Consider the following 23,578-nt stretch of genomic DNA (forward strand, 5'->3'; position numbering starts at 1 on the left):
CGCCGGAATTAACCGCCGATCTCCTCCAGCGGAATAATCAGCGTAACGGTAAGCCCCTGGCCGTCTTCATTATTCTTAAGCTGCATCTCCGCTGCGCTGCCGTACTGGAGCCGCAGGCGGGCCAGCACATTGTACAGGCCGATCTCCTCCTGGCCTTGCTGGCTGCTGCCTCTGAGGCAGGCCGTAATCTCCTCCAGCCGCTCCGGGCTCATGCCCCGGCCGTTATCCTTCACGGCAAGCACCAGCCTGGCCGCCCCTTCCAGCCTGCACTCGATCCGGATCAGCCCCCCGCTTATGCCGTCAGCGAAGGCATGCTTGAAGATATTCTCCACAATCGGCTGCAGGATCATCTTCGGCAGGATCAGCTCCAGAGCCTCCGGTCCCGCTTCCACCTCCAGCCGCAGATTCTCTTCGCCGAACCGCTCCGTCTGCAGAATCATATAGTTCTGCACATGCTCAATCTCATCCCGCAGCGGTACCCGGGTACGCTCGGTATTCATCGAATAACGCATCATGCTGCCCAGGGAATAGATGAGATCATACACCTTCGGCGCATTATAGCGCAAGGACAGGCTGGCGATGGATTGCAGCGCATTGTAGAGAAAATGCGGGTTCACCTGGGCCTGGAGCGCCTTCAGCTGATTCGTCTTGTTCGCCAGCTCCAGCCGGTACTCCTTAACGATCAGTTCATTGATCGTACGGGTCATGCCAGTGATCTTGCGGGTGAGGAGCCCGAACTCGTCCTCCCGCTCAGCTTCCATATGCGCATCCAGCTGGCCGGTCTGCACCTTCTGGGTGAAGTGAATCAGCTTCTTGATCGGACGGGTGAAGCCGATGGAGATCAGCACGGCACTGATGCCCCCGATCAGCAGGAACAGCAGTCCGATGCCCATATTGAACCGGGTAATTACCCTTGCATCTGTGTAGAGATCCTCATAGGGCACCAGCTTGATAATGCTTCCGCTGAACAAAGGGTCCTTGATCTGCTTGTACATTACAATCCCCTGGAAGCCGTCCTTTTTCCAGGCGAAATGCCCGCTGTCCTGCTCTGCGGGCAGACGGCTCCAGCCCGCTGTGACCGGCTTCCCGATCCAGCCCGGGCCAGAGGCGAACAGCGCCTCGCCTTGCTCATTCAGCACATACAGGCGTTCTGTGTCCGAATTGTACATCGATTCCACGATGCCCTTCAGCTCCTCCAGCCTGTAATCAATCGACAGATCCGCCAGTACGCTGTCACTGGGGGTCCGGTAGATCGGAAAATGGGCGGTAAAGACCGGCACACTCCCCGGCTTAAGATTCGGGAAGCCGGACTTCACCCCGTATTGATGATCCATATGCGTCACTTCGAGATAAGGGCGGTACGTCCCTGCGGCATGGCCGTTCGCGGCGTAGTCTCCGTTATCCTCGCGGCGGAAGTATCCCTTAAGCAGGAGGTTAGACTGCCTGGCGGCCCTCACGTACAGATGAATCTGATACGTATTGCGGTCGGAGAGAAACAGATTGTACAGCTGGGTGGAGATGATGGCCCGGGTGTCCGGCAGAATCGTGCCCGGCGGGGCCTGGGCAGCGCTTTTGGCGGTAAGCAGGGTGGTGTAGAAGGAGCTGGGCACATTGATTCCGCTGTAGAGCGACATCGCTTGCTGGTTCATGCCGCTGAAATAACTCCGGAGATTCGCCTCCCCCAGCGTCAGCAGCTTCGTATTCTGCTTCACGGACTGGTCCGTAACCGACTGCCTCGTATAGAGATAAGAGAAGGTCACAGAGATGCCTGACGGGATCACTGACGCTAGCAGCACTAAGGCCATCAGCCGCGTCCGGATGCTGTTCTTGAACATGGGGGAACCTCCTACAAGTTGTGTAAGCCGTATGGCCTGCAATATAATCCACTTTTCCCGGCATGAAATGAAGTGTTAGCGGTGCACCGGGCTTTCTATAATCAAGCTGTGAACCCGTAGTTATCTTACCCTAAGGAGAATCCATATGAGAAAAACTCTGCGTATGCAGCGCGGCTGGGGACAGCAAATCGTATTTCTCGGCCCCTGTCTGCTCTTTTTCCTGACCATTGTGGTCACCCCGTTCTTCCTCGGCTTCTACTATTCCTCCACGGACTGGAACGGGCTGGATCTGGACAAAGCGGTCTGGACCGGCGCGGCCAACTGGAAACGGATTTTCATGAATGACGATAAGTTCTGGGAGTCCCTGGTGTTCACCCTGCGCTTCACCGTGATCTCGGTTGTGGCTGCCAACGTGCTTGCACTGCTGCTGGCCTTCATTCTAATGACGACGCTGAAGACGAAGAAGCTGCTCCGTACGGTCTTTTTCATGCCCAATGTGATCGGCGGCATTCTGCTCGGCTACATCTGGCAATTCATCTTCACCAAGGGCTTCGCTACGATCGGCGAGCTGACCGGGATTTCGTTCTTCCAGCTGCCCTGGCTGGGCACGCCAAGCACCGGGTTCTGGGGGCTGGTCATTGTGTTCGTCTGGCAGACGGCTGGTTATATGATGGTCATCTATATTGCCGGGCTGGCCGGGATTCCGAAGGATCTCATTGAAGCGGCCCGCATAGACGGTGCCCGCGCTCCACAGCTGTTCAAGAGCGTCTACATCCCGCTGATTATGCCGGCGATCACCATCTGCTTGTTCCTGACGACCTCCAATGCGTTCAAAATGTTCGACCTCAACCTGTCGCTGACCAAAGGCGGACCCGGCACCTCGACCCAGTCGCTGGCCTATAACATTTATGCGGAGGCACTGATCAACAACCGGTATGGCCTCGGTACAGCCAAAGCGCTGCTCTTCTTCGCCGCCGTCTCCCTGATCACCGTCACCCAGGTCTGGCTTACCAAACGAAAAGAGGTGTCCGCCTAATGAACAGCAGCCGCTACCGCCCGGGCAACTTCGTCCTCGAAATTGCCGCCATTCTGCTGGCTATTGTCTTCCTGTCACCGTTCTATCTGGTCCTGAGCAATTCGGTTAAGGGGCTGAAGGACATCCTGATCGATGCCGCTTCCTGGCCGCAGGTGTTCTACTGGAGTAACTATTCCAAGGTATGGGATGCCATTAACTTCCCGCAGGCCTTCTTCAATTCTCTGCAAATTACGATTCTCAGTGTAATCTTCATCGTCCTGTTCAGCTCGATGGCCGCTTATCAGATTGTGCGCAAGCCGACGCGCTTCAATGCCTTCGTGTTCCTGCTGCTGGTCTCGGCGATGATCATTCCGTTCCAGTCGCTCATGCTGCAATTGGTCCGGGTGACCAGCCTGCTGGAGCTGCGCGGCGAGCTGTACGGCATTGTGGCCTGTTATCTAGGCTTCGGGATGCCGCTGTCGGTCTTCCTGTTCCACGGGTTCATCAAGACGGTGCCGCTGGAGCTGGAGGAAGCCGCGCGGGTGGACGGCTCGAATCCGTACGGCGTATTCTTCCGGATCGTCTTCCCGCTGCTGCTGCCGATTATTGTAACCGTCATTATCCTGAATACGCTGTGGATCTGGAATGACTATCTGCTGCCTGTCCTGGTGATCGGCGGGAATAAGGATCTGACGACCCTGCCCGTAGCTGTGACCAAGTTCTTCGGTCAGTACACCAAGAAGTGGGATCTGGCCCTTGCGGGTCTCGTCATGGCGATCACGCCTATTCTCTTGTTCTTCCTGTCACTCCAGCGTTATATTGTGGAAGGCGTGACGGCAGGCTCCATTAAGGGATGATCTTAGGGCAGGCTTCCCTCCGCAATAATATCCACTTTTTCGAGCAACATATGAAGTGTAAGTCATCTATCCATTCCTTTACGCTCTAAGAGCAGGAACCACAGACCAGGGAGGTTATTCTATGAAAAGAAAGTTCGCGTTCATCATGGCAACCGTTTGCACCCTCATTATCGCAGGTTGCGGGAACAGCGGCAATACGAATTCCGCAGGCAATGGAAGCGCTACGAATGCTCCTAACGCGTCAACCGAATCGGCAGCACCGGAAGCCGGCAAAGCGCCTGCCAAGGATGTTACCATCAAGATGTTCCAGTTCAAGGTGGAGATTGCCGAGCAGCTGAATGCACTCGCTGAAGAATATGAGAAGGAGACGGGGGTGAAGGTGGAAGTCGAAACGCATGGCGGCGGTGAGGATTACGGCGCGCTGCTGAAAGCTGAGATTGCCTCCGGCTCTGAGCCTGAGATTTTCAATAACGGCGGGTATACAGCCCTTGTTCCTTATATGGACCGCGCCACTGACCTGAGCAATGAGCCTTGGGCCGCCCAGCTGATCCCAACTGCCAAGACACCGGCAACCGTAGACGGCAAGCTCTATGGCATGCCTATGAATGTAGAAGGCTACGGGCTGATCTACAACAAGGATCTGTTCGCCAAAGCCGGCATAACGGAAGAGCCCAAGACACTCCCGCAGCTCAAGGATGCCGTAGCCAAGCTGAAGACCGCCGGCATCACGCCGTTTGAAGCGACCAATGAGTGGTGGTCCATGGGGATTCACCTTGTTAACGTGGGCATGGCGCACCAGCCTGATCCGAAGCAGTTCATTGACGATGTGAAGGCAGGCAAACAGACCATCAAGGGCAATGCCGTCTTCAAGCAATGGCTGGATCTGGTCGATGTGATCATAGGTAACGCCCAGGATAACAAGATGACTACCGATTACGCGACCCAGGTGGCTGAATTCGCCTCCGGCAAGGCCGCCATGATGCTGCAGGGGAACTGGACGCAAGGCGATATCGACAAAATCGATCCGGCTCTGAACCTGGGCCTCCTCCCGCTCCCGATCAATAACGAAGAAGGCACCATCCTGGTAGGCGTGCCTAACAACTATATCGTGAACAGCAAATCCGCACATCCGGAGGAAGCCAAGGCCTTCCTGAACTGGATGGTCAGCTCGGAAACCGGCCAGAAGTATCTGACCAAGGAATTCAAGTTCATCCCGGCGGAAGCAAATATCACCGCAGATGCCGCTGATATCGGCCAGGTCGCCGTTGCCGTGCAAGAGAAGTCTGCGAGCGCGCTGGGCTGGAACTGGGATATGTTCCCTGACGGCGTCACCCAGGGCTTCGGCGCAGCCATGCAGGAGTACCTCGGCGGACAGTTGAACCACGATCAGCTATTGGAGAAGCTGGATAAGGCTGTGCAGGATATTGTGAAGCAATAGGATGGAAGCCTTTTTTTAGACTAGGGGTGTCCTCAGCAGCCGGCAAACGGTACTGTGGCACTCCTTTTTGGGGTATGCGGCTGACATCCAAGGGCAGTTTGCATCCTTATAAATTTTGGATGTAAAATTTGTTATATCCCCATACCCCTCTGTTCAAAAGGATAGGAGAGTTTTCAGTGAAATTAGAAGACTATGCATGGAATACGCATGAGCAGATATTAAAAGAAGCACAAATCGAATTTAAACATAGCAGCCCTAAAATAAAAATCATAGATAACAGCAATTTGCGGAATCGAATTGAAGAAGCTCTTGAAAAAATGCCGCAAAAGTTACTTGCGGAATGGGCTTTGCGAGTAGCTACTCCGTACTTAGATTATCTTGATGACTCTTTAAAGGAGGACCCGCGAATACTTCTGGGGATTGAGACATTACAAAAACGAATAGACGGAAGGATTCGAGCCTTCGATTTACGAAAGGTTGGATTTGTAGTGAATGACTTGGCGAAAGAATCCAAAACAGAGATTAGCAAACATGCTGCGCGTTCCTTCGCCCAAGCCATTGCAACAGGACATATGAGGGGACATGCTTTAGTTAGCAGTGACTACGCAATAAAGACAACGAATTCTTTAACGAATAACTCTATAGATGCTTCTACTAAGGAACGGGAACGACAATTAAAGTTAACAGAGCTTTTAGGCTGAAATCAAAACAAAAGGCCCTCCTCTCAAGCCATTTTATGGCTAAAGGACGACCTCCTGGATAATCTGTTATAGCGTGTTACACAAACATCTCCACTACCAGGAACAGATTCAGCGCGACCACCAGGGCGGAGATCATCCAGCCGAGAATGGTGGTGATCCGGTGGTTCACCAGCCCCTGCATGATCCGGCGGTCACTGGTGAAGATGACGAGCGGAATCAGGGCGAAGGCAATCCCGAAGGACAGGACGACCTGGCTCATTACCAGTGCGCTGGTTGCGTTAACGCCCAAGGCAATGATGACGAGCGGCGGGATAATGGTGATCGCCCGGCGGAGGTAGAGATTGATTTTTTTATTAATGAAGCCCTGCATGACCACATCACCGGCCATCGTACCCACCGACGAGCTGGACAGCCCTGCGATCAGCAGGCCCAGGCCGAAGGAGACCGCCGTAACGGGTCCTGCCAGATTGCGGAACTGCTCGAAAGCGACATCCAGGTCCTCGACCACCAGGCCGTTCTTGAAGAACAGCGCGGCCGCCACAATGACCATCGCCATATTGACCGCACCGGCAATTAGCATCGCGATAAGGATATCGATGAATTCCAGCCGGAAGATCTGCTTCTTCTCCCGCTCATCAATCCCGACGATCCGGCTCTGGGTCAACGAAGAATGCAGATAGATCGCATGGGGCATCACCGTTGCGCCGAGAATCCCGGCAGCCAGCAGGATGCTGTCCACACCCTCGAATCTTGGAGTGAACATGCCGGCAACCACGCTGCCCGCATCAGGCTTCGCCATAATGACCTGGAATGCAAAAGCCAGCACCACGATCATCACCATTCCCGCGATTCCGGCCTCCAGGGTACGGTACCCGCGCCGCTGAAGCTCCAGAATGGCGAATGACCCTACAGCGGTAATCAGTGCAGCCGGGAGCATCGGTATCCCGAACAACAGATAGAGTCCGAGCGCCGCGCCGATGAATTCAGCGAGATCGGTGGCGATAATGACGATTTCACTCTGAATCCAGAGGAAAATCGACACGCCCTTCGGGAATTTCTCCCGCGCGACCTCCGGCAGATTCTTGCCAGTCGCAATGCCAAGCTTGGCGGATAACGATTGAATCAGTACGGCCATCAGATTCGAGGCGAAGATGACCCAGAGCAGCAGATACCCGTATTTCGAGCCTGCGGTTATATTGGTGGCGAAATTGCCGGGGTCCAGATAAGCTACGGAAGCTATAAAAGCCGGGCCCAGAAAAGGAAGAAGCCTCTTCAGTCCCTTGACATCTCCGTTAAGCACCGATTGCGCCGAATGTTTGTTGGTATGACCTTTTAGTATAGGGGATGATTCTACTGCGGTATTTTGCTCCATCATGTTCTGTCCTCCTCTTGCCCGGAAAAAGTTGTCTATACACACGAAAGTTTCCCTGGTGCAACATTTGATCTGGTTTTATTATAATCCTCAAAATGAGAAATGTAAATGTATTTTCATTGGGTTTTCATGTAATGCCTGCACTCCTAATCCTCCACCCATATTATGTAAAGTCACGCGATAAAGTGAGGCTCATACCCTTATGTTATTACCCGCTTCCATTATCAAGTTGACTCCTCTTGCCGGGGGTGATTGTACTTTGTGCAGTAGATTACACAATAATTTGCGATAAAACTCACTCTGTTGTATTTCATACATTTGATTTTCGGTTTTTTGTTTTAAAAGGCCATTTTCCCAATAATCTGCTGTATAAACTACAATAGAAGCTGCTTTTTGGTCGATTATAATGAAATCTAATGTACAAAGTGCAGCCAACGCTTTACTCCCAACCGGATTTTTCTCCTACTTGTCGACCATTAGCCTGGCAGACGCATACGCAAATCAGCGATCCTCCAGTAACAGGAGCACCGCTGCTTGTGTAACATTCTAAACTTTTTAAGAAGTTAGCCTGGCATAGCCCGCACAACCCGCCAGATTCTAGATTCACCCACTAACTTATTCGCTGCTGCTTACGTGTCCTGCGTTGCCCTTCCAGGTGTCCTTGAGCGGAACGATTCTATTGAACACCAGCTTCTGAGCTGTGCTAAGCCTGCTGTCAATGCAGAAATAGCCGTGACGCAGGAACTGGTAGGTGTCCCCGGGCTGAGGGTTACCCGCAAGCGGCTCCAGCAGGCAATCCTTAAGCAGAGTTATCGAATTCGGATTGATGTATTCCTCCCAGCTCTCGCCTTCCTCCTTCGGCCCGTTGTTATCCGTCAGCAGCTGCTCATACAGGTATACGTCACTCTTCAGCGCATGAGCAGCCGAGACCCATTGCACAGTCCCCTTCACCTTCCGGCCGCTTAGAGGGCCGCCGCTGCGGGTATCCGGGTCGTAGGTGCAGCGCAGCTCCAGAACCTCCCCCGTCTGAGCGTCCTTAATCACCTCGCTGCAGCGGATAATATAACCGCCCTTAAGCCTCACCTCACCGCCTAGGACTAGTCTGCGGAAGCCCTTCACGGGCACCTCCATGAAATCGGCCCGCTCGATATAGAGTGTGCCGGAGAACGGCACCTCTCTTGAACCCAGCTCTGGGTTCTCCGGGTTGTTGTTGACGGGAAGCAGCTCTGAGGCTCCGGCTGCATAGTTAGTAAGCACGACCTTCAGCGGGTCCAGCACAGCCATGACAGCCGGCACCTTGGCCTTAATATCCTGCCTCAGACAATGCTCCAGCAGCGAAAAGTCTACCATTGCCGTATTGCGCACCATCCCAATCTCCTCTACGAAATCCCTGATGCTCCCCGGCGTAAATCCCCGTCTGCGCAGCCCGCTAAGCGTGGGCAGCCGCGGATCATCCCAGCCGTCCACGAAGCCTCCGGCTACCAGTGCCCGGAGATGCCGCTTGCTTGTAACCACTCCGGTCAGGTTCACCCGGCCGAATTCCCTCTGTCTCGGCGGTTCCGGGGTGCCCAGCTCGTTCAGCACCCATTCGTACAGCGGCCGGTGATCCTTGAACTCGATCGAGCAGAGCGAATGCGTCACCCCTTCCAGCGCATCCTGAATCGGATGGGCGAAATCATACATCGGGTAGATGCACCAGGCATTGCCGGTGCGGTAATGCACTGCGTGAATGATCCGGTACAGCACCGGATCACGCAAATTCATGTTCGGCGAGGCCATGTCGATCTTGGCCCGCAGCACTTTAGCGCCATTCGGATAGCTCCCCGCACGCATCTCCCGGAACAGCCGCAGATTCTCCTCCGGCGTTCGGCTGCGGTAAGGACTGTCCTTCCCCGGCTCGGTTAAGGTCCCCCGGTAAGCCGTTACCTCCGCTGCCGTCAGATCACAGACATAGGCTTTCCCCTTCAGAATGAGCGTCTCTGCCCTGCGGTAGATCTCCTCCGAGTAATCAGAGCCGTAGTAGATGTGCTCCCCGGGACTGCAGCCCAGCCATTCCAGATCATGGATGATCGCCTTCACATATTCCATATCCTCTTTGAGCGGGTTAGTATCATCGAAGCGCAGGTGGAAGCGTCCGCCATATTTACGGGCGATTCCCACATTCGTGTGGATGGCAAAAGCACTCCCGATATGCAGATAGCCATTGGGCTCCGGCGGAAACCGGGTGCAAATGTCCCGGCTGAAGACTCCCGCCTCCACATCTTCTCTAATCAGCTTATCCATATAATTCTCCGGCATGGCCGGGTCATTCGTATTAACAATATCGTCAGTCATTCGCTTTCCTCCTGTTCATGGGTGGTACGCCGCCTTCCGCACAACAAAAAAAGAACCTCACCTCCAAGACCGTAAGTCTTGGGGACGAAATTCTCGCGGTACCACCCCAGGTTCATTAATATGTCACCATATTAATCTCATCAAGTACGGCGCTGCCGTCCGGCAAGGCTTATACTCTAGCTCTGTAACAGGAGCTCCTGTCGTACCATCCCCGGCTGCTGCCTGGTTCCGGTAAGCCGCTCAGAGGCTTGTTTCCATCCAGTCTTCCCTGCTCCTTCACACCAGCCGGAGCTCTCTGTGAGGGAAGAACCTGAATGTACTCTTCTCGTCATCGCGTTTGCGTTATTGGATACAGAATAACAAAACTCACAACGGGTGTAAAGGGCTGCACCGGACTGCCGGGAGCAGCAGCCTAAGCCTCTGCCGGGGGCTGGCTCAGTGCAGCCAGCAGCTCCAGTGCTTCCTCATGCTCCGGCTCGATCAGCAGGGATCTGCGCGTATAATCCAGCGCCGCCGCATCATCCTCCTGCTCGTAGCTGCAAATCGCCAGGCAGTACAGCACGGTAATTACCGGCTCCTCCTCACTGGAGGCCAGCGAATGCTCCAGGAAGCGGCGGGATTCCCCGTACTGCTCCATCTCGAACAGCAGCAGGCCGCAGTCCAGCGCCAGATCATACTTTTGCGGCATCAGGTAGAAGCCCCGCCACATCCGGTCGATCCCCCGCTGAAGGTCCAGCAGCTCCTCGTCGCTGGCATCCGGCAGCAGCGCAGAGATCCGCTCGGCACTCTGAATGAACAGCTCCGCGTCATAGCCCCCCAGCCGCCAGAAGGCCAGGATCTGCTGCATGCCGATGGTGTCGTAATTCTTGTCGATCCACACCTTCAGGCTGAAGAAATCATCCGGCCCGAACCGCTCGACAAACCGCCGGTAGGCCAGCCGGGTATGCGGATGCAGCATCGGCTCCTCCAGCATCATAATGCAGCCCACATTGAGATTCTTATAATGATGCTGCGTGAACTGGGATTGTGCGCCCTTCCGCTCAAAATAATGCACCAGCGCATGATAATTCGCCGTAAGCGAGATGCTTCCGTGGTGAATCAGCTTCGGCGGCTCGGCGAACTCCCAGTTCTCCAGCCGGTGGTCTCCCTTATCGGCAGTGAGCAGCAGGAAGCTTCCCCGGGAGAGTGCACCCAGACGCTCCATACAGGACAGGGCTGCCTCCGGGAACAGCACATGTGAATCCTCCAGCTTGTCCAGATAGAACGAGATCACTTCATGATAAGGATACGAGGGGTCCTCATAGCCCGCTGCACGCTTGTAATGGTATTCCGGCACCAGATCACGGAGCACCTCGGACGGCCCCATGGCAGCGGACTGCTCAGGATATTTCAGCGAGACCTCACATTCATAAATCTTGCCTTCATCCATATAGAGCAGCTCCTGCGGGATACTGTCGAAGAAGTAGTTGGCGATTACCATCAGCGGCTGCCCCAGCTCCCCGGGCTTAATCACCAATCCGCTCTGCGTTAAGCTCAGCTCCGTATCCCGGACCGCATCGAAGCGGGCAAAGTCAAGCATTCCCTGCTCTACAAAAGGCTTCAGTCCCTCATGCTGCTGCCAGCCCTCAATGTTCTTCCAGGGCAAATCGCTCATCACGTAACGGAACGGCGGCAGCAGCACGCCCGCATACTGGATCAGCTCACACAACTGCTGCAGCACATGGAACGCCAGACGCCCCACTCCCGCACCCAGCTCCAGCACCACTACCGGCTCTGTAGTGAATCCCTTCTGCGCACGGTCCTGAAGAAAGCCGAAGATGATCTCCGCATATGCTGTTCCAATCATCGGATTGCTTGTAATATACTGCGGAACCTGGTCATTGGCCCAAGCCTGAAGACCCAGCTGTTCATAATAGGTGCGCTGCAATTCCCATATAGGCGCTTCGCTGAAGCGGTAACGTTCTTGTCCACTTAATGTCATTGGTTCTAACCCTGCTCTCTGATTATCGTACGGATCTTTGTCCGGTAGTCAAATATTATCACATTTGCGCATATATTTTCTTGAAATGCTGTGCGTTCAAGAAAGGAGCCTATGCGATGAATCCTGAGCATCCCCGTTCTCCAGGCCAGTCCGTCATTCCCCAGCCCATACGCAGTGACGGTGCAGGCAATATCGACCTGGGTCCACGTGACATCATGCGCGACCGGGAGAATCCCGATATGTTCGTTCCTCCGGTCACGGACAACGGGCTAATCCCGAATCTGAAGTTCTCGTTCTCCGACGCTCACATGCAGCTGAATCATGGCGGCTGGTCCCGTGAGGTGACGGTCAGGGAGCTTCCGGTGGCCACTACGCTTGCGGGGGTGAATATGAGCCTGACGCCGGGCGGCGTACGTGAGCTGCACTGGCACCAGCAGGCAGAATGGTCCTACATGCTGCTGGGCAGCGCAAGGATTACAGCCGTGGACCAGAATGGCCGCAACTTCATTGCCGATGTCGGTCCCGGCGATCTGTGGTATTTTCCCCCGGGTATCCCGCACTCCATTCAAGGTCTGGCTGAGGGGTGTGAATTCCTGCTTGTGTTCGACGACGGAGGCTTCTCAGATCTGAACACCCTGTCCATCTCCGACTGGTTCGCCCATACGCCGCGCGAAGTCCTATCCGCGAATTTCGGCGTACCTGAGTCCGCATTCGCCTATCTTCCTAACAAGCAGGTATACATCTATCAGGACCAGGTGCCCGGCCCGATCCAGAGCCAGCGGATCGAATCGCCTTACGGGGAGATTCCGCTGAGCTTCAAGCATCGGCTGATGGCCCAGCCGCCGCTCAAGACCCCGGGTGGCAGTGTGCGGATTGTCGACTCCAGCAATTTCCCCGTCTCCCGGAATATCGCCGCAGCCCTGGTAGAGATTGAGCCCGGGGCGATGCGGGAGCTGCATTGGCATCCGAACAATGACGAGTGGCAGTATTATCTCAGCGGACAAGGACGGATGACCGTCTTCGGCGGGGACGGCGATGCGCGCACCTTCAATGTAAGAGCCGGGGATGTCGGCTATGTACCTTTTGCCCAGGGGCATTATGTTCAGAATACCGGTACCGATACTCTCTGGTTCCTGGAAATGTTCAAGAGCGACCGGTTCGCCGATGTCTCCCTCAACCAGTGGATGGCGCTCACGCCGAGGGAGCTGGTCAGCAGCAATCTGCATGCCGGGCCGGAGCTGATGAACGCCCTGCGCAAGGTGAAATGGCCTGTGTTGTGGTGAAGTATCCGGATCAGCAGGAGCAGCCGCCGGGAAAGGAACAGGAGCATGGGAAGCAGAAAGGGTAGGCGTTGTTACATTTTTCGCAGCTCCAATTGCCCCGGGACACGCCAACAACAAAAAGCGGCCAGACTCACCGTCTGCACCGCTTTTTCTTATACCATTTTTCCAGTAAATTACACAATTCTCACAGTGCTTAGCTATTCACCGGTCACTGCAAAACGCCTGATCCGCTTAGATTAGAGCCACTTCAGCTCCAAATATAGACCCAGCAACGTGATGAACAGTGTGGGAACCGTCAGGATCATCCCTATTTTGAAATAGGTGCCCCAGGAGATCTTCACACCCTTACCGGACAGCACATGCAGCCACAGCAGGGTGGCCAGTGAACCAATCGGTGTAATCTTCGGGCCCAGATCCGAACCGATAACATTGGCGTAGATCAGAGCCTCCTTCACCAGACCAGCGGCATGTGCGGTATCAATGGCCAGCGCCCCGATCAGCACGGTCGGCAGATTATTCATCACCGAGGAGAGCAGCGCGGCCAGGAAGCCCATCCCCATCGTGGCTGCGAACAGCCCGTGCTTCGCAATTCCGCTGATCATCTCTGCGAGCACATCCGTCAGTCCCGCATTACGCAGGCCATACACCACTACGTACATGCCAATGGAGAAGAAAACAATCGCCCAAGGCGCCCCCTTGACTACTTCCATCGTCTTCACGTAAGGACTTCTGCGGGCCATCAGCAGGAAACAGATTGCGATCACTCCCGCTACCACGGATACCGGAATGTCCAGGAATTCACTGACGAAATATCCGGCTACCAGAAGCGCAAGTACGAACCAGGATAGCCGGAACATCCGCTGGTCCTTAATGGCATCCCCCGGAAGCTTCATTCCGGCGGTGTCATACTCCTTCGGAATACTGCGGCGGAAATACAGATATAAGACCAGAATGCTTGCTCCAAGCGAGAACAGGGTAGGCAGCCACATATGTCCTGCATACTGCATGAAGGTAATGCCGAAGAAATCGGCGGAGACGATATTCACCAGATTGCTGACGGTCAGCGGAAGCGAGGTGGTATCGGCAATGAAGCCGCTGGCAATAATAAAAGGAAAGACTTTGCGCTCATCCAGATTCAGCGCCCGGACCATCGCCAGCACAATCGGCGTCAGAATCAGCGCTGCCCCGTCATTGGCGAACAGCATCGCCACGACTGCACCCAGTACAATTACATAGATGAACATCAGCGTGCCGTTGCCGCGTGCCGCCGCCGCCATATGCAGCGCCGCCCACTCGAAGAAGCCGACACGATCGAGAATTAAGGAAATTAGAATAATCGCTACGAATGCAAGCGTTGCATTCCATACAATCAGCGTCACATCACGGACATCGCCGAAGCTGACCACCCCTGCCGCAAGCGCGAGAATCGCCCCGCCGCAGGCGGACCAGCCAATCGATAAATTCCGCGGCTGCCAGATCACAAAAACCAAAGTCACAACAAAAATCAGGCAGGCTATCACAACCATAATGCAGCCCCCCATTTGATCTGCAGCATTCCCCGATGCACTCCTTACAGTAGATATAAATATAAGCCAATTTATATATACTAAAGCAGCCTCATGTGAAGTACAAGATAAAAATTGCTGGAAGGTTCACCTGCGTTACGCAAGCCTGTTCAGAGCCATCGCCACCCCACCCGACAGCCGTCTGCTGCAATAATATTTATATGCTTAAGTACTAAGTGTATGTATGAATACATAGGCTGGATTATGGGGAACGAAGCAGCTTCTTGGAGAGGAGATGCGGTCCGGAAGAGCCATCCTTGTTACGGGATTGGAGGTTCGGACTACCATGAGTACAGACCAGCTCATCGCACTGCTCGTTCTTGTTATTATGATTGTACAGCTTGCCGTCAAGAAGGATAAATCCTGAATCCTGAAGACAGCAGGCCGCCAAAGAGGCCGGGGCAACCCGGTCTCTTTGGCGTGAGGACAAGTGTGGACCGCACCCTCACACCAGTCCAATTGTAATCGGTTTTTTGATTACATTCGACCTACGAGCCGCATCCGCTCCAACTGTAATCGGTTTTTCGATTACATTTCTCCTACCCGCCGCACCCGGTCCAATTGTAATCGGTTTTTCGATTACATTTCTCCTACCCGCCGCCCCCGCTCCAATTGTAATCGGTTTTTCGATTACAATTGTTGCCCTGCTAATCACGGAGTCTTCTGTATACAATAATAAAAAAACAAAATTCGCCCATTTCACTTACTAAAGTTGAGAAACATTAAAAAGTATAGTAGAATGATGACATGAAGAAAGGGGCGGATGAACATGGCCGATGAGAAGAATATTATGGAAATAGGAATAAGCACGTTTTTGGAGACTACACCTGACCCGGTGACGGGGCAGACGATCAGCCATGCAGAACGGCTGCGGGAAGCTGTCGAGGAGATTGTGCTCGCTGACCAAGTGGGCCTGGACGTATATGGAATAGGCGAGCATCACCGTAAGGATTATGCAGGGAGTGCCCCGGCTGTAGTCCTCGCCGCAGCGGCAGCGACAACCAAGCGGATCAGACTGACTAGTGCGGTCAGCGTCTTGTCTTCGGATGACCCGGTGCGGGTATACCAAGCTTTCGCTACGCTGGACGGCCTCTCGAACGGACGGGCAGAGATTATGGCCGGACGCGGTTCCTTCACTGAGTCCTTCCCGCTGTTCGGTTACAGTCTGGAAGATTACGATGAATTGTTCGAGGAGAATCTGGAACTGCTGCTGGCGATTCGCGCCTCCGAGAAGGTCACTTGGCGCGGCGGACATCGTCCGGCGATTCACAATCTGCCGGTCTATCCCCGTGCCGTTCAGGACCCGCTTCCGGTCTGGATCGCCAGCGGCGGTAATCCTGAATCTGCCGTGCGGGCCGGAACGCTGGGCTTGCCCATCGCTTTCGCCATCATCGGCGGAATGCCAGAGCGGTTTGCTCCGCTGGTGAACTTGTACAAGGAAGCCGCAGCACGCGCCGGGCATAATCCGGACAAACTGCAGATCGCCACACACTCCCACGGCTTTGTAGGTGAAACTAACGAACAGGCTGCGGCCTTGTTCTACCCGTCCACCCAGGCCCAGATGAATGTCATCGGCCGCGAACGGGGCTGGGGCGGAACCTACAACCGCGCAGCCTTCGACGATGCCCGCAGCTTACGCGGAGCACTCTATGTCGGTGACGCAGAGTATGTCGCCGAGAAGATCATTCTGCTGCGCAAGAATCTCGGCGTGACCCGGTTCTTCCTGCATGTGAATGTCGGATACATGCCGCACCGCGAGGTCCTGCGTGCCATTGAGCTGCTAGGCACCAAGGTTGCGCCTATTGTGCATAAGGAATTGGCCCGGCTCGAGGGCAAATAACTGCACGCAAGCACAGCAAAGCATACCGAAAACACCTCAAGGCCCATTCGGAGCCGGAGGTGTTTTTTTGTGACGTCATCTGAAGCTTCTTACCTTATCTTCGTATCGTCCGGCGTTCCTTCTCAGCCAGCTAAGATTGAACCAACGCTTGAATCACAGGATACGAAATCAGATTCCGGTCCCTGTACGCCGCCGTGATTACATCCTTATGAGAGCTTAGAATCCCATTTTGCAGCAGCACCGCCTTGATTCCCCTTTCGGCAGCCCCGTTATAGGTGAACAGAACGCAATGCTCGGCGGCATAGCCGGAGAGAATCAGCAGATCGATACCTTGCTCCCGCACAAGCTTTTCCAGATCCGTCTTCCAAAAGGCATTCGAGTATTCCTTCTTCACGTTGAAATCCGTCTCCTGAATCTCAATTCCGGGGATGATCGCGAATTTCGCTTCCTCAGAGGGCTGCATCCCTTCAATGTCCTGAATATGAATCACGGCATGGCCCTTGGCCCGCAGCATCCCGGAGACATAATTGATATACTCGCAGGCGCGGTCAATCTCTTTCTGCTCTACCCCGCTGACATGGACCTCTTGCAGATCAATAATTAACAATCCGATTTTCACTCCTGCTTCCCCCTATCCGCTTATCCTTCAACATTACCCGATGACGGCTGTTCATTCAACCAACCGCATACAAAAAACTGCAGTAGAATGATCCACCGGAATGGACCTTCTCTGCAGTATGGTTTGTCTTCACAGCTATCCTGATCCGGTTATTCTTTGACTCCGCCCAGTGCTACACCTGCGATAATATAACGGGACAGCAGGAAGTAGACTATGAACAGCGGCAATGCGGTCAGCGCCAGCCCCATATAGATAGAGCCGAATTCCGTCTTGTAGATGTCCCCGCGCAATAAGCTAACCATGATAGGCATCGTATATTTCTCCTTCTGAGTAAGGAGAATTAACGGCATGAACAAGTTGTTCCAGTTGGCTACAAAAGCAAAAATGGCTTGTGTCGCAATGGCCGGCATCATCAGCGGCATAATAATCCGGTTGAAGGTTTTGAATTCACCAGATCCGTCAACACGAGCAGCTTCCACGATCTCAATGGATAGTGTAGCGAGCAGGTATTGACGCATGAAGAACACCACCGCAGGCGCTGCAATGGCAGGCAAGATCAGCGGAAGGAAGTTGTTGGTCCAGTGCAGCTTATACATGAATTGATAGAAGCCGATCGCACTGGCTTGGGAAGGAATCATCATCACGCACATAATGAAGGTGAAGAACGCGCCCCGCAGCTTCCAGCTGTAGGTTACCAGTCCGTAAGCAGCCAGTGAGGAGAAGTAGACGGTACAGAGCGTTGCACCGCTGGCAATAATGAAGGAGTTCATGAAGCCTTGCAGTGGATCAAAGCTCTTGTCGAGCAGCACCTTCAGATTGCCCATCATGTGGCTCGAAGGGAGCAAGGAGAGTCCGCTCTGAATCTCCGGTGTAGAGCGTGTAGCGTTCACGAACATAATCCAGAACGGCAAAATGCTGAGTACTGCCAAAGCGATGCAAACCACGTAGATAATCGTCTTGTTTACAGTTTGGGTGACTTTACTGCTTTCCCGATTCTTCTCCATGGATTACACCTCCCTAGCCGCTGCCTGGGCAGCATTTCTGTGTGTTTGTTTTTGGATCTTCTTCAACTTGGCTGCGTCCCGGTCACGCATCACGTAGAACAGGAGGCCGGACAGTACAGCAGAAATCAGGAACATGATCATACTCGCGGCTGCAGCACGGTTATACATGTAGCTGCCCTTGAACGCCTGCCCGTAGATGAACATGGACGTAGTAAGCGTAGAGTCATCCGGTCCGCCCGCCAGGAATAATTGCGGAATATCGAACATGGTCAGACCGCCGACCATCGAGGTAATCAGGGTGAACAGCAGGATGGTACGCAGACTCGGCAGGGTGATCCGGAAGAAGGTCTGGAACCCGTTCGCGCCGTCAATCGCCGCCGACTCGAACAGCGCCGGGTTAATCCCCATTACGCCTGCAATCAGGACGATCATCGTGTTCCCGTACCACATCCAGAACTGGATGAAGGCGATTATGCCGCGGGCTGTCGTCTTATCCTGCAGGAAGAAGATTGGAGAATCACTCCAGCCCAGCATCTGAAACAGGCTGTTGACCGGACCCATAGGATAGGCGAACAAGGTACTGAACAGCACGGCAATCGTACTTGCAGTGATGATATTCGGCATATAGAGCAGAACCTTGAACAAGCCTTGTCCTTTGACGTTCAGACGCTTGTTCGTGAACCAGGCGGTCAGCAAGAGCGCAAGGGCCATCTGCGGAATAAAGTTGGTAATCCACAGGAGGAAGGTATTGATCAGGGACTTGCGGAATGAAACATTATCGAACAGGAGATCCTTGAAGTTCTGGAACGGGTTATCAAGGATATGTATAGGCTTCGGAATGAGCCCCTTCATATCCGTGAACCCGATGACTGCTGTATACAGAATCGGGTACAGCGAAAAAATCAGAAAGGCAAGTACAAATGGAAAAGTAAAGATATAGCCGAATTTCGCATAGCTGACATCCTTGCGGCGCATGCTCTCACCTCATTAGTTGATTATAGGGGCGGGGATAATCCCCCGCCCCCTTCGAATTCCTCTTATTCGCTTTCAATACCCAGCTGGTCTTTGACTTGCGACTTGAAGGTTTCGATTGCTTTTTCCTTGGTCTTATTGCCTGCAGTGTACTCACGTACCTGTTCGCGCCAGGCTTTGTTAATCGTTTCATCGAATTGGGTCAGGTTCTTACCTGAAGCATTCGCGTTGGCCGGAACGAAGACGTCGAACATGTTCTGTCCGCCGAGCAATGGAACTTCACCATTGGACTTGGACATCACCACAGAGGAAGCTACGCTATCCTTCGTGCCTTGTTCGCCTGCTTTCATCGTACCGTTAGCCCAGTAATACTGGAGGCCCGTCTCGGAACTGTCGAGTGTAACCCATTTAACGAAGTCTGCAACGGCTTGTTTCTTCGCTTCATCTTTGGTTACTTCGGCATTAGCCAAGAGCCAAGTACCGCCCCAGAAGAAGCCTGTGGTCGGTTCAGTCACAGCCCAGTCGCCGTTGGTATCCTTCACCTGACCGTTCATCACGTAGTTGATGAGCCAAGCCGGACCGAAGAATCCGAAGATCGGTTGAGCGCCTGCACCGGACATATCGGCATACCATGCTTCTGTCCAGTCTGTTGTATCGTTATGATAGCCGTTGTCTTTCAGCTTCTTGGAGAGATCCATGAATTCTTCACGCTTCGGATCGATGTGCAGCTTGCCGTCCACGATCCAGCCCTTGTCTGAGCTATTCTCGATCGGGTGCCAGATATCGCCGTCGCCGGATACGATACCATAGCCTTTAGCCTTCAGCTTCTTCGCTGCATCGAAGAATTTATCCCAGCCGGGCCCAACCTCTGTTTTGATCTTAGCCGGATCATCGGTTCCGAAGACGTCCTTGGCAATGGAGCGGCGATAGATGAAGGCACCGCCTGTAGCCTGGTAACCGAGGCCTTTCAGATGACCGTCAAGGCTGCTGCCGATATCTACAGAATACTGGGCGATGCCAGCATCTTTTACCATTTGATCATCAAGTCCGAGGTCTGCATAATTTGCAGCATAGGTGGATGCATCGCCTTGCGTGTATTTAAGTACAAACGCGGATTCCGCTGCGTAAATATCCGGGGCATCCTTCCCGCCGCCTGCCAGCGCCTGGTCAAGTGCAGGCTGATAGGCACCGTCTGTAGTTGCAATTACCGTAGTTTTGAATTCCACATTCGCATCAGGATGCGCTTCCATATACTTCTTGGTCATGTTCGGAATTTCGTCGGTGAAGCTCCACAGATTGATCGTTACCTTCTCACCGCTACCTGCTTCCGGAGCTTTGGTAGCCTCTGCAGCATTCGATGCGGCCGGAGCCGTTGTCGCGGCTCCGCCGGATGAGCTGGAATCCGAATTCCCGCCGCCGCATCCTGCCAGAGCAGATGACATCACGAGTACTGTTGAGAGCCCCGTTAAAACACGCTTCATACTTTTCATACTTTGCCTCCCCTTTTATATTCATCCTCGGTTTTTTGTAACCGCCTTCATATTATAGTGCTTGTCCCTCTCCGGCATAAGGAACCCCTCATTGGGAAAAATACCACTATTTATGGGTTTTGCTCTAAAAAGTACAAAAAAGACGCCAGGGCTATATGCCAAAGCGCCTTAACACGCAGGAGAAGAATCAATCGTGATGGATCTCTCTACTCTTAATGACTCTTGCCAGAAGCAAGCCGTCACTGAAATAGTATGCCTCATTCCTGGCAATGATAGATGGGTATAAGTTGACCGCGAGGATCCATCCATTCAGAATAATGAAAATCAGCGGAAGGAAATAGTTCTCTTCGTTGCCGATTCAAGCAGAACTCTGCCTTTACGAAATATTTTTCACCTAACGAATAATTATCTGAATTCATTCTATCTAACTATGGCCTATTGGGGTATAAGTAATTAGCCGCCCGAGCTGAGAATAATGAAACTTGTCGTGCTATATAACGTAAATTTGGACCATACAGACTAAAGAATAACAAACGGGAGAGGAGCTTGTACCTGATGGAGTATTACCGCCGCAATAGTTCAGACACCCTGGAAGAAGTCAACAGTTCCGCAAGCGGGCTTACGTCTGCTGAAGTAGAGGATCGGCTGGCCAAGGAAGGCTACAATGAGTTGAAGGGCAAAGCGAAAGACCCGCTCTGGAAGCTGTTTCTGGAGAATTTCAAAGATCCTATGGTCATTGTGCTGCTCATCGCGGCAACCGTTCAGATCGTAATGGGACATATTATGGAATCCGTCATCATCTTCGTGGTGCTGATTCTGAATGCTGTAATCAGTGTGGTTCAGACCCGGAAAGCAGAGAGCTCACTGGACGCCCTGCGCAAAATGTCCGCACCCGAAGCCAAGGTCATGCGGGACGGGGCTTTACTGTCGATTCCGGCAAGGGAACTGGTCCGGGGCGACATCGTCTTCCTGGAAGCTGGCGATTATGTGCCTGCGGATGGACGGATTATTGAATCCGGGAGTCTGCGGATCGATGAGGGCATGCTGACCGGCGAATCCGAAGCCGTAGAGAAGCACACTGACCCGATCCCGCAGGAGGTTCCGCTGGGCGACCGGCGCAATATGGCCTTCAGCGGCTCGCTGGTCGTCTATGGCCGGGGAACGCTGGTCATTACAGGAACGGCACTCGGCACCGAGCTCGGGAAGATTGCCGGGCTGATCGAGAGTGCCGAAGCCAAGCAGACGCCCTTGCAGCGCAAGCTGGAGAGCTTCGGCAAAAAGCTGGGGATCGCCGTCCTGTTGCTGTCTGTGCTGATCTTCTCCATTCAGGCCGCACGCGTCTGGCTCTCGAAGGATACGGTGGATACCACCGAGGCTATTCTGAATGCCCTGATGTTCGCTGTAGCAGTAGCCGTTGCCGCTATTCCCGAGGCATTGTCTTCTATCGTAACCATTGTACTCTCCGTGGGCACGAACAAGATGGCCCGGCAGCATGCTATTATCCGTAAGCTGCCTGCTGTAGAGGCACTGGGATCAACGAGTGTCATCTGTACGGACAAGACCGGGACGCTGACCCAGAATAAAATGACGGTTGTGGATTATTTCCTCCCCGGAGGACCGGAGGAGCAGTTCAAGCTGAAGGCCGATGACTGGTCGGAGGAAGCCCGCAAGCTGCTGCATATTGCCGTGCTCTGTAACGATTCCAATATTAATGAAGAAGGCAAGGAGCTGGGCGACCCGACCGAGGTAGCGCTGATTGCCTTCAGCAACAGCAAGGACAGGGATTACCGGGAGATCCGCGATAACTTCCCGCGCGAGGCCGAGCTGCCGTTCGATTCGGAACGCAAGCTAATGACCACGCTGCATACGTTCGAAGGACAGAAGGCCCTGCTGACCAAAGGCGGCCCGGATGTCCTGTTCAGCAGATGTTCCCATGTCCTGCTGGAGGGCAAGGAGGTTCCGCTGACGGCGGAGGTCCTGGAAAACTTCAATGAAGCGAATGAACAGTTCTCCGGCAGAGCGCTGCGCGTGCTTGCTTATGCCTATAAGAACGTGCCGGACACAGTGACTGAGGTGGGGCTTGACGATGAGCAGGACCTGGTGCTGGTCGGCCTGTCGGCGATGATTGACCCGCCGCGCGAGGCTGTATATGGCTCCATTGCCGAGTCCAACAAAGCCGGTATCCGCACAATTATGATTACCGGGGACCACAAGACTACGGCCCAGGCGATCGGCCGCGACATCGGACTGATGGCGGAGCATGAGATCGCCGTCACCGGCCAGGAGCTGGATGCCATGTCCGACGAAGAGCTGGACAGCAGACTGGAGCAGATCGGCGTGTATGCGCGCGTCTCCCCGGAGAATAAGATCCGGATCGTCCGGGCCTGGCAGCGTAAGGGCAAAATCACCGCCATGACCGGTGACGGCGTCAATGACGCTCCGGCACTGAAGCAGGCTGATATCGGGGTTGCCATGGGCAGCGGAACCGATGTCGCCAAGGATTCGGCGGCTATGATCCTAACCGATGATAACTTCGTATCGATTGTCAATGCAGTGGCTGTTGGCCGGACAGTGTTCGATAACATTAAGAAGGCGATCGCCTATCTGTTCGCCGGCAATCTGGGTGCGATTATCGCCATCCTGTTCGCCCTGATCTTCGACTGGATCAATCCGTTCACGGCCATTCAGCTGTTGTTCATTAACCTGGCGAACGACTCCCTCCCGGCGATTGCCCTGGGCATGGAAAAGGCCGAGCCGGATGTAATGAGCCGCAAGCCGCGGGACATCAGCGAGGGCATTTTCGCAGGCGGGATGATGCAGGCAGTGATCACCCGTGGTCTGCTGATCGGGATTGCCGTAATTATCTCCCAGTATATCGGGCTGCAGCATTCGGATGAAATGGGGATTGCGATGGCCTTCACCACACTGATTCTGGCGCGCACCCTGCAGACCTTCACTGCCCGCTCCAACAGCCAGACCTCTGTGGAGGCCGGCTTCTTCAGCAACAAATATGTAATCGGCGCAGTCATGATCTGCTTCGCCTTCTATGGCATTGCGGTCCTGCCAGGTGTCAGAGAGATCTTCTCGATCCCTGCCACCTTCGGGATGAACCACTGGCTGACCGCCACCGGACTGGCCCTAGGCGCAGTCATTGTGATGGAGCTGGCGAAGCTGGTCCGCCGTCTGCTGCCTGCGAAGCAGGCTGCTTAAGCTATGGCTAAGTTAACGAACCTTAATAACAGCAAGAAGCCTGCACTCCCGGCATGGGGGTG

The 23,578-nt window shown here is 54.0% G+C and carries 17 protein-coding genes and 1 other annotated feature; of the genes, 8 read left to right on the forward strand and 9 right to left on the reverse strand.

Annotated elements, in window-relative coordinates; all coding sequences use genetic code 11:
- Positions 1-8 precede the first annotated feature (8 nt).
- Complete coding sequence (locus MKX51_RS27110; RefSeq protein ID WP_340994544.1) at positions 9-1,835, reverse strand: sensor histidine kinase; 1,827 nt, start codon at positions 1,833-1,835, stop codon at positions 9-11.
- 145 nt (positions 1,836-1,980) lie between these two features.
- Here MKX51_RS27110 and MKX51_RS27115 point away from each other — a divergent pair, with 145 nt between their 5' ends.
- The 4 genes from MKX51_RS27115 to MKX51_RS27130 all read left to right on the forward strand — a co-directional run bounded on the left by MKX51_RS27115 (position 1,981) and on the right by MKX51_RS27130 (position 5,846).
- Entirely contained in the window at positions 1,981-2,871 is an 891-nt protein-coding gene (locus MKX51_RS27115; RefSeq protein ID WP_209876702.1) for a carbohydrate ABC transporter permease, read from the forward strand.
- Positions 2,871-3,707: a carbohydrate ABC transporter permease gene (locus MKX51_RS27120; RefSeq protein WP_340994545.1), complete on the forward strand. Its 837-nt coding sequence runs from the start codon at positions 2,871-2,873 to the stop codon at positions 3,705-3,707. Before MKX51_RS27115 ends, MKX51_RS27120 begins: the two co-directional genes overlap by 1 nt.
- Before the next feature lie 121 nt (positions 3,708-3,828).
- Positions 3,829-5,145: an ABC transporter substrate-binding protein gene (locus MKX51_RS27125; protein ID WP_340937873.1), complete on the forward strand. Its 1,317-nt coding sequence runs from the start codon at positions 3,829-3,831 to the stop codon at positions 5,143-5,145.
- 176 nt (positions 5,146-5,321) lie between these two features.
- Entirely contained in the window at positions 5,322-5,846 is a 525-nt protein-coding gene (locus MKX51_RS27130) for a putative immunity protein (RefSeq protein ID WP_340937871.1), read from the forward strand.
- 76 nt (positions 5,847-5,922) lie between these two features.
- Here MKX51_RS27130 and MKX51_RS27135 read toward each other — a convergent pair whose 3' ends face one another.
- From MKX51_RS27135 to MKX51_RS27145, 3 genes are all read right to left on the reverse strand, one after another.
- The gene (locus MKX51_RS27135; RefSeq protein ID WP_340995715.1) at positions 5,923-7,218 is read right to left on the reverse strand and encodes an Nramp family divalent metal transporter; all 1,296 of its coding nucleotides are present in this window, start codon (positions 7,216-7,218) and stop codon (positions 5,923-5,925) included.
- A gap of 615 nt (positions 7,219-7,833) precedes the next feature.
- Positions 7,834-9,552, reverse strand: a complete 1,719-nt coding sequence (locus tag MKX51_RS27140) for a glutamine--tRNA ligase/YqeY domain fusion protein (protein WP_340994546.1) — start codon at positions 9,550-9,552, stop codon at positions 7,834-7,836.
- A gap of 77 nt (positions 9,553-9,629) precedes the next feature.
- Positions 9,630-9,893, reverse strand: a binding site (T-box leader).
- Between the two features lie 71 nt (positions 9,894-9,964).
- A complete protein-coding gene (locus MKX51_RS27145) occupies positions 9,965-11,533 on the reverse strand; it encodes a tetratricopeptide repeat protein (protein ID WP_340994547.1) in 1,569 nt (522 codons plus the stop codon).
- A 116-nt stretch (positions 11,534-11,649) separates the two neighbouring features.
- Between MKX51_RS27145 and MKX51_RS27150 the strand changes: the two genes are divergently transcribed.
- Positions 11,650-12,816: an oxalate decarboxylase family bicupin gene (locus MKX51_RS27150; protein ID WP_445322038.1), complete on the forward strand. Its 1,167-nt coding sequence runs from the start codon at positions 11,650-11,652 to the stop codon at positions 12,814-12,816.
- 236 nt (positions 12,817-13,052) lie between these two features.
- On the opposite strand, the gene MKX51_RS27155 is transcribed toward MKX51_RS27150, so the two are convergent.
- The gene (locus tag MKX51_RS27155) at positions 13,053-14,342 is read right to left on the reverse strand and encodes an arsenic transporter (RefSeq protein WP_340937865.1); all 1,290 of its coding nucleotides are present in this window, start codon (positions 14,340-14,342) and stop codon (positions 13,053-13,055) included.
- A 274-nt stretch (positions 14,343-14,616) separates the two neighbouring features.
- On the opposite strand from MKX51_RS27155, the gene MKX51_RS27160 reads away from it, so the two are divergent.
- Positions 14,617-14,748 carry a hypothetical protein gene (locus tag MKX51_RS27160; protein ID WP_340994548.1) on the forward strand — a complete coding sequence of 44 codons (132 nt, stop codon included), beginning with the start codon at positions 14,617-14,619 and terminating at the stop codon, positions 14,746-14,748.
- A 423-nt stretch (positions 14,749-15,171) separates the two neighbouring features.
- Complete coding sequence (locus MKX51_RS27165) at positions 15,172-16,221, forward strand: LLM class flavin-dependent oxidoreductase (RefSeq protein WP_340995716.1); 1,050 nt, start codon at positions 15,172-15,174, stop codon at positions 16,219-16,221.
- A gap of 130 nt (positions 16,222-16,351) precedes the next feature.
- Here the strand turns inward: MKX51_RS27165 and MKX51_RS27170 are convergent, their stop codons facing one another.
- From MKX51_RS27170 to MKX51_RS27185, 4 genes are all read right to left on the reverse strand, one after another.
- A complete protein-coding gene (locus tag MKX51_RS27170; RefSeq protein ID WP_340937862.1) occupies positions 16,352-16,840 on the reverse strand; it encodes a cysteine hydrolase family protein in 489 nt (162 codons plus the stop codon).
- Between the two features lie 149 nt (positions 16,841-16,989).
- Entirely contained in the window at positions 16,990-17,844 is an 855-nt protein-coding gene (locus MKX51_RS27175) for a carbohydrate ABC transporter permease (protein WP_340937860.1), read from the reverse strand.
- A 3-nt stretch (positions 17,845-17,847) separates the two neighbouring features.
- Complete coding sequence (locus MKX51_RS27180) at positions 17,848-18,819, reverse strand: carbohydrate ABC transporter permease (protein WP_036730473.1); 972 nt, start codon at positions 18,817-18,819, stop codon at positions 17,848-17,850.
- A gap of 62 nt (positions 18,820-18,881) precedes the next feature.
- Positions 18,882-20,306: an ABC transporter substrate-binding protein gene (locus MKX51_RS27185; protein WP_340994549.1), complete on the reverse strand. Its 1,425-nt coding sequence runs from the start codon at positions 20,304-20,306 to the stop codon at positions 18,882-18,884.
- Positions 20,307-20,861: 555 nt separating this feature from the next.
- Between MKX51_RS27185 and MKX51_RS27190 the strand changes: the two genes are divergently transcribed.
- Entirely contained in the window at positions 20,862-23,516 is a 2,655-nt protein-coding gene (locus tag MKX51_RS27190) for a cation-translocating P-type ATPase (protein WP_340994550.1), read from the forward strand.
- Positions 23,517-23,578: the final 62 nt, after the last annotated feature.

The organism is Paenibacillus sp. FSL M7-0420 (assembly GCF_038002345.1).
GTDB lineage: Bacteria > Bacillota > Bacilli > Paenibacillales > Paenibacillaceae > Paenibacillus_AQ.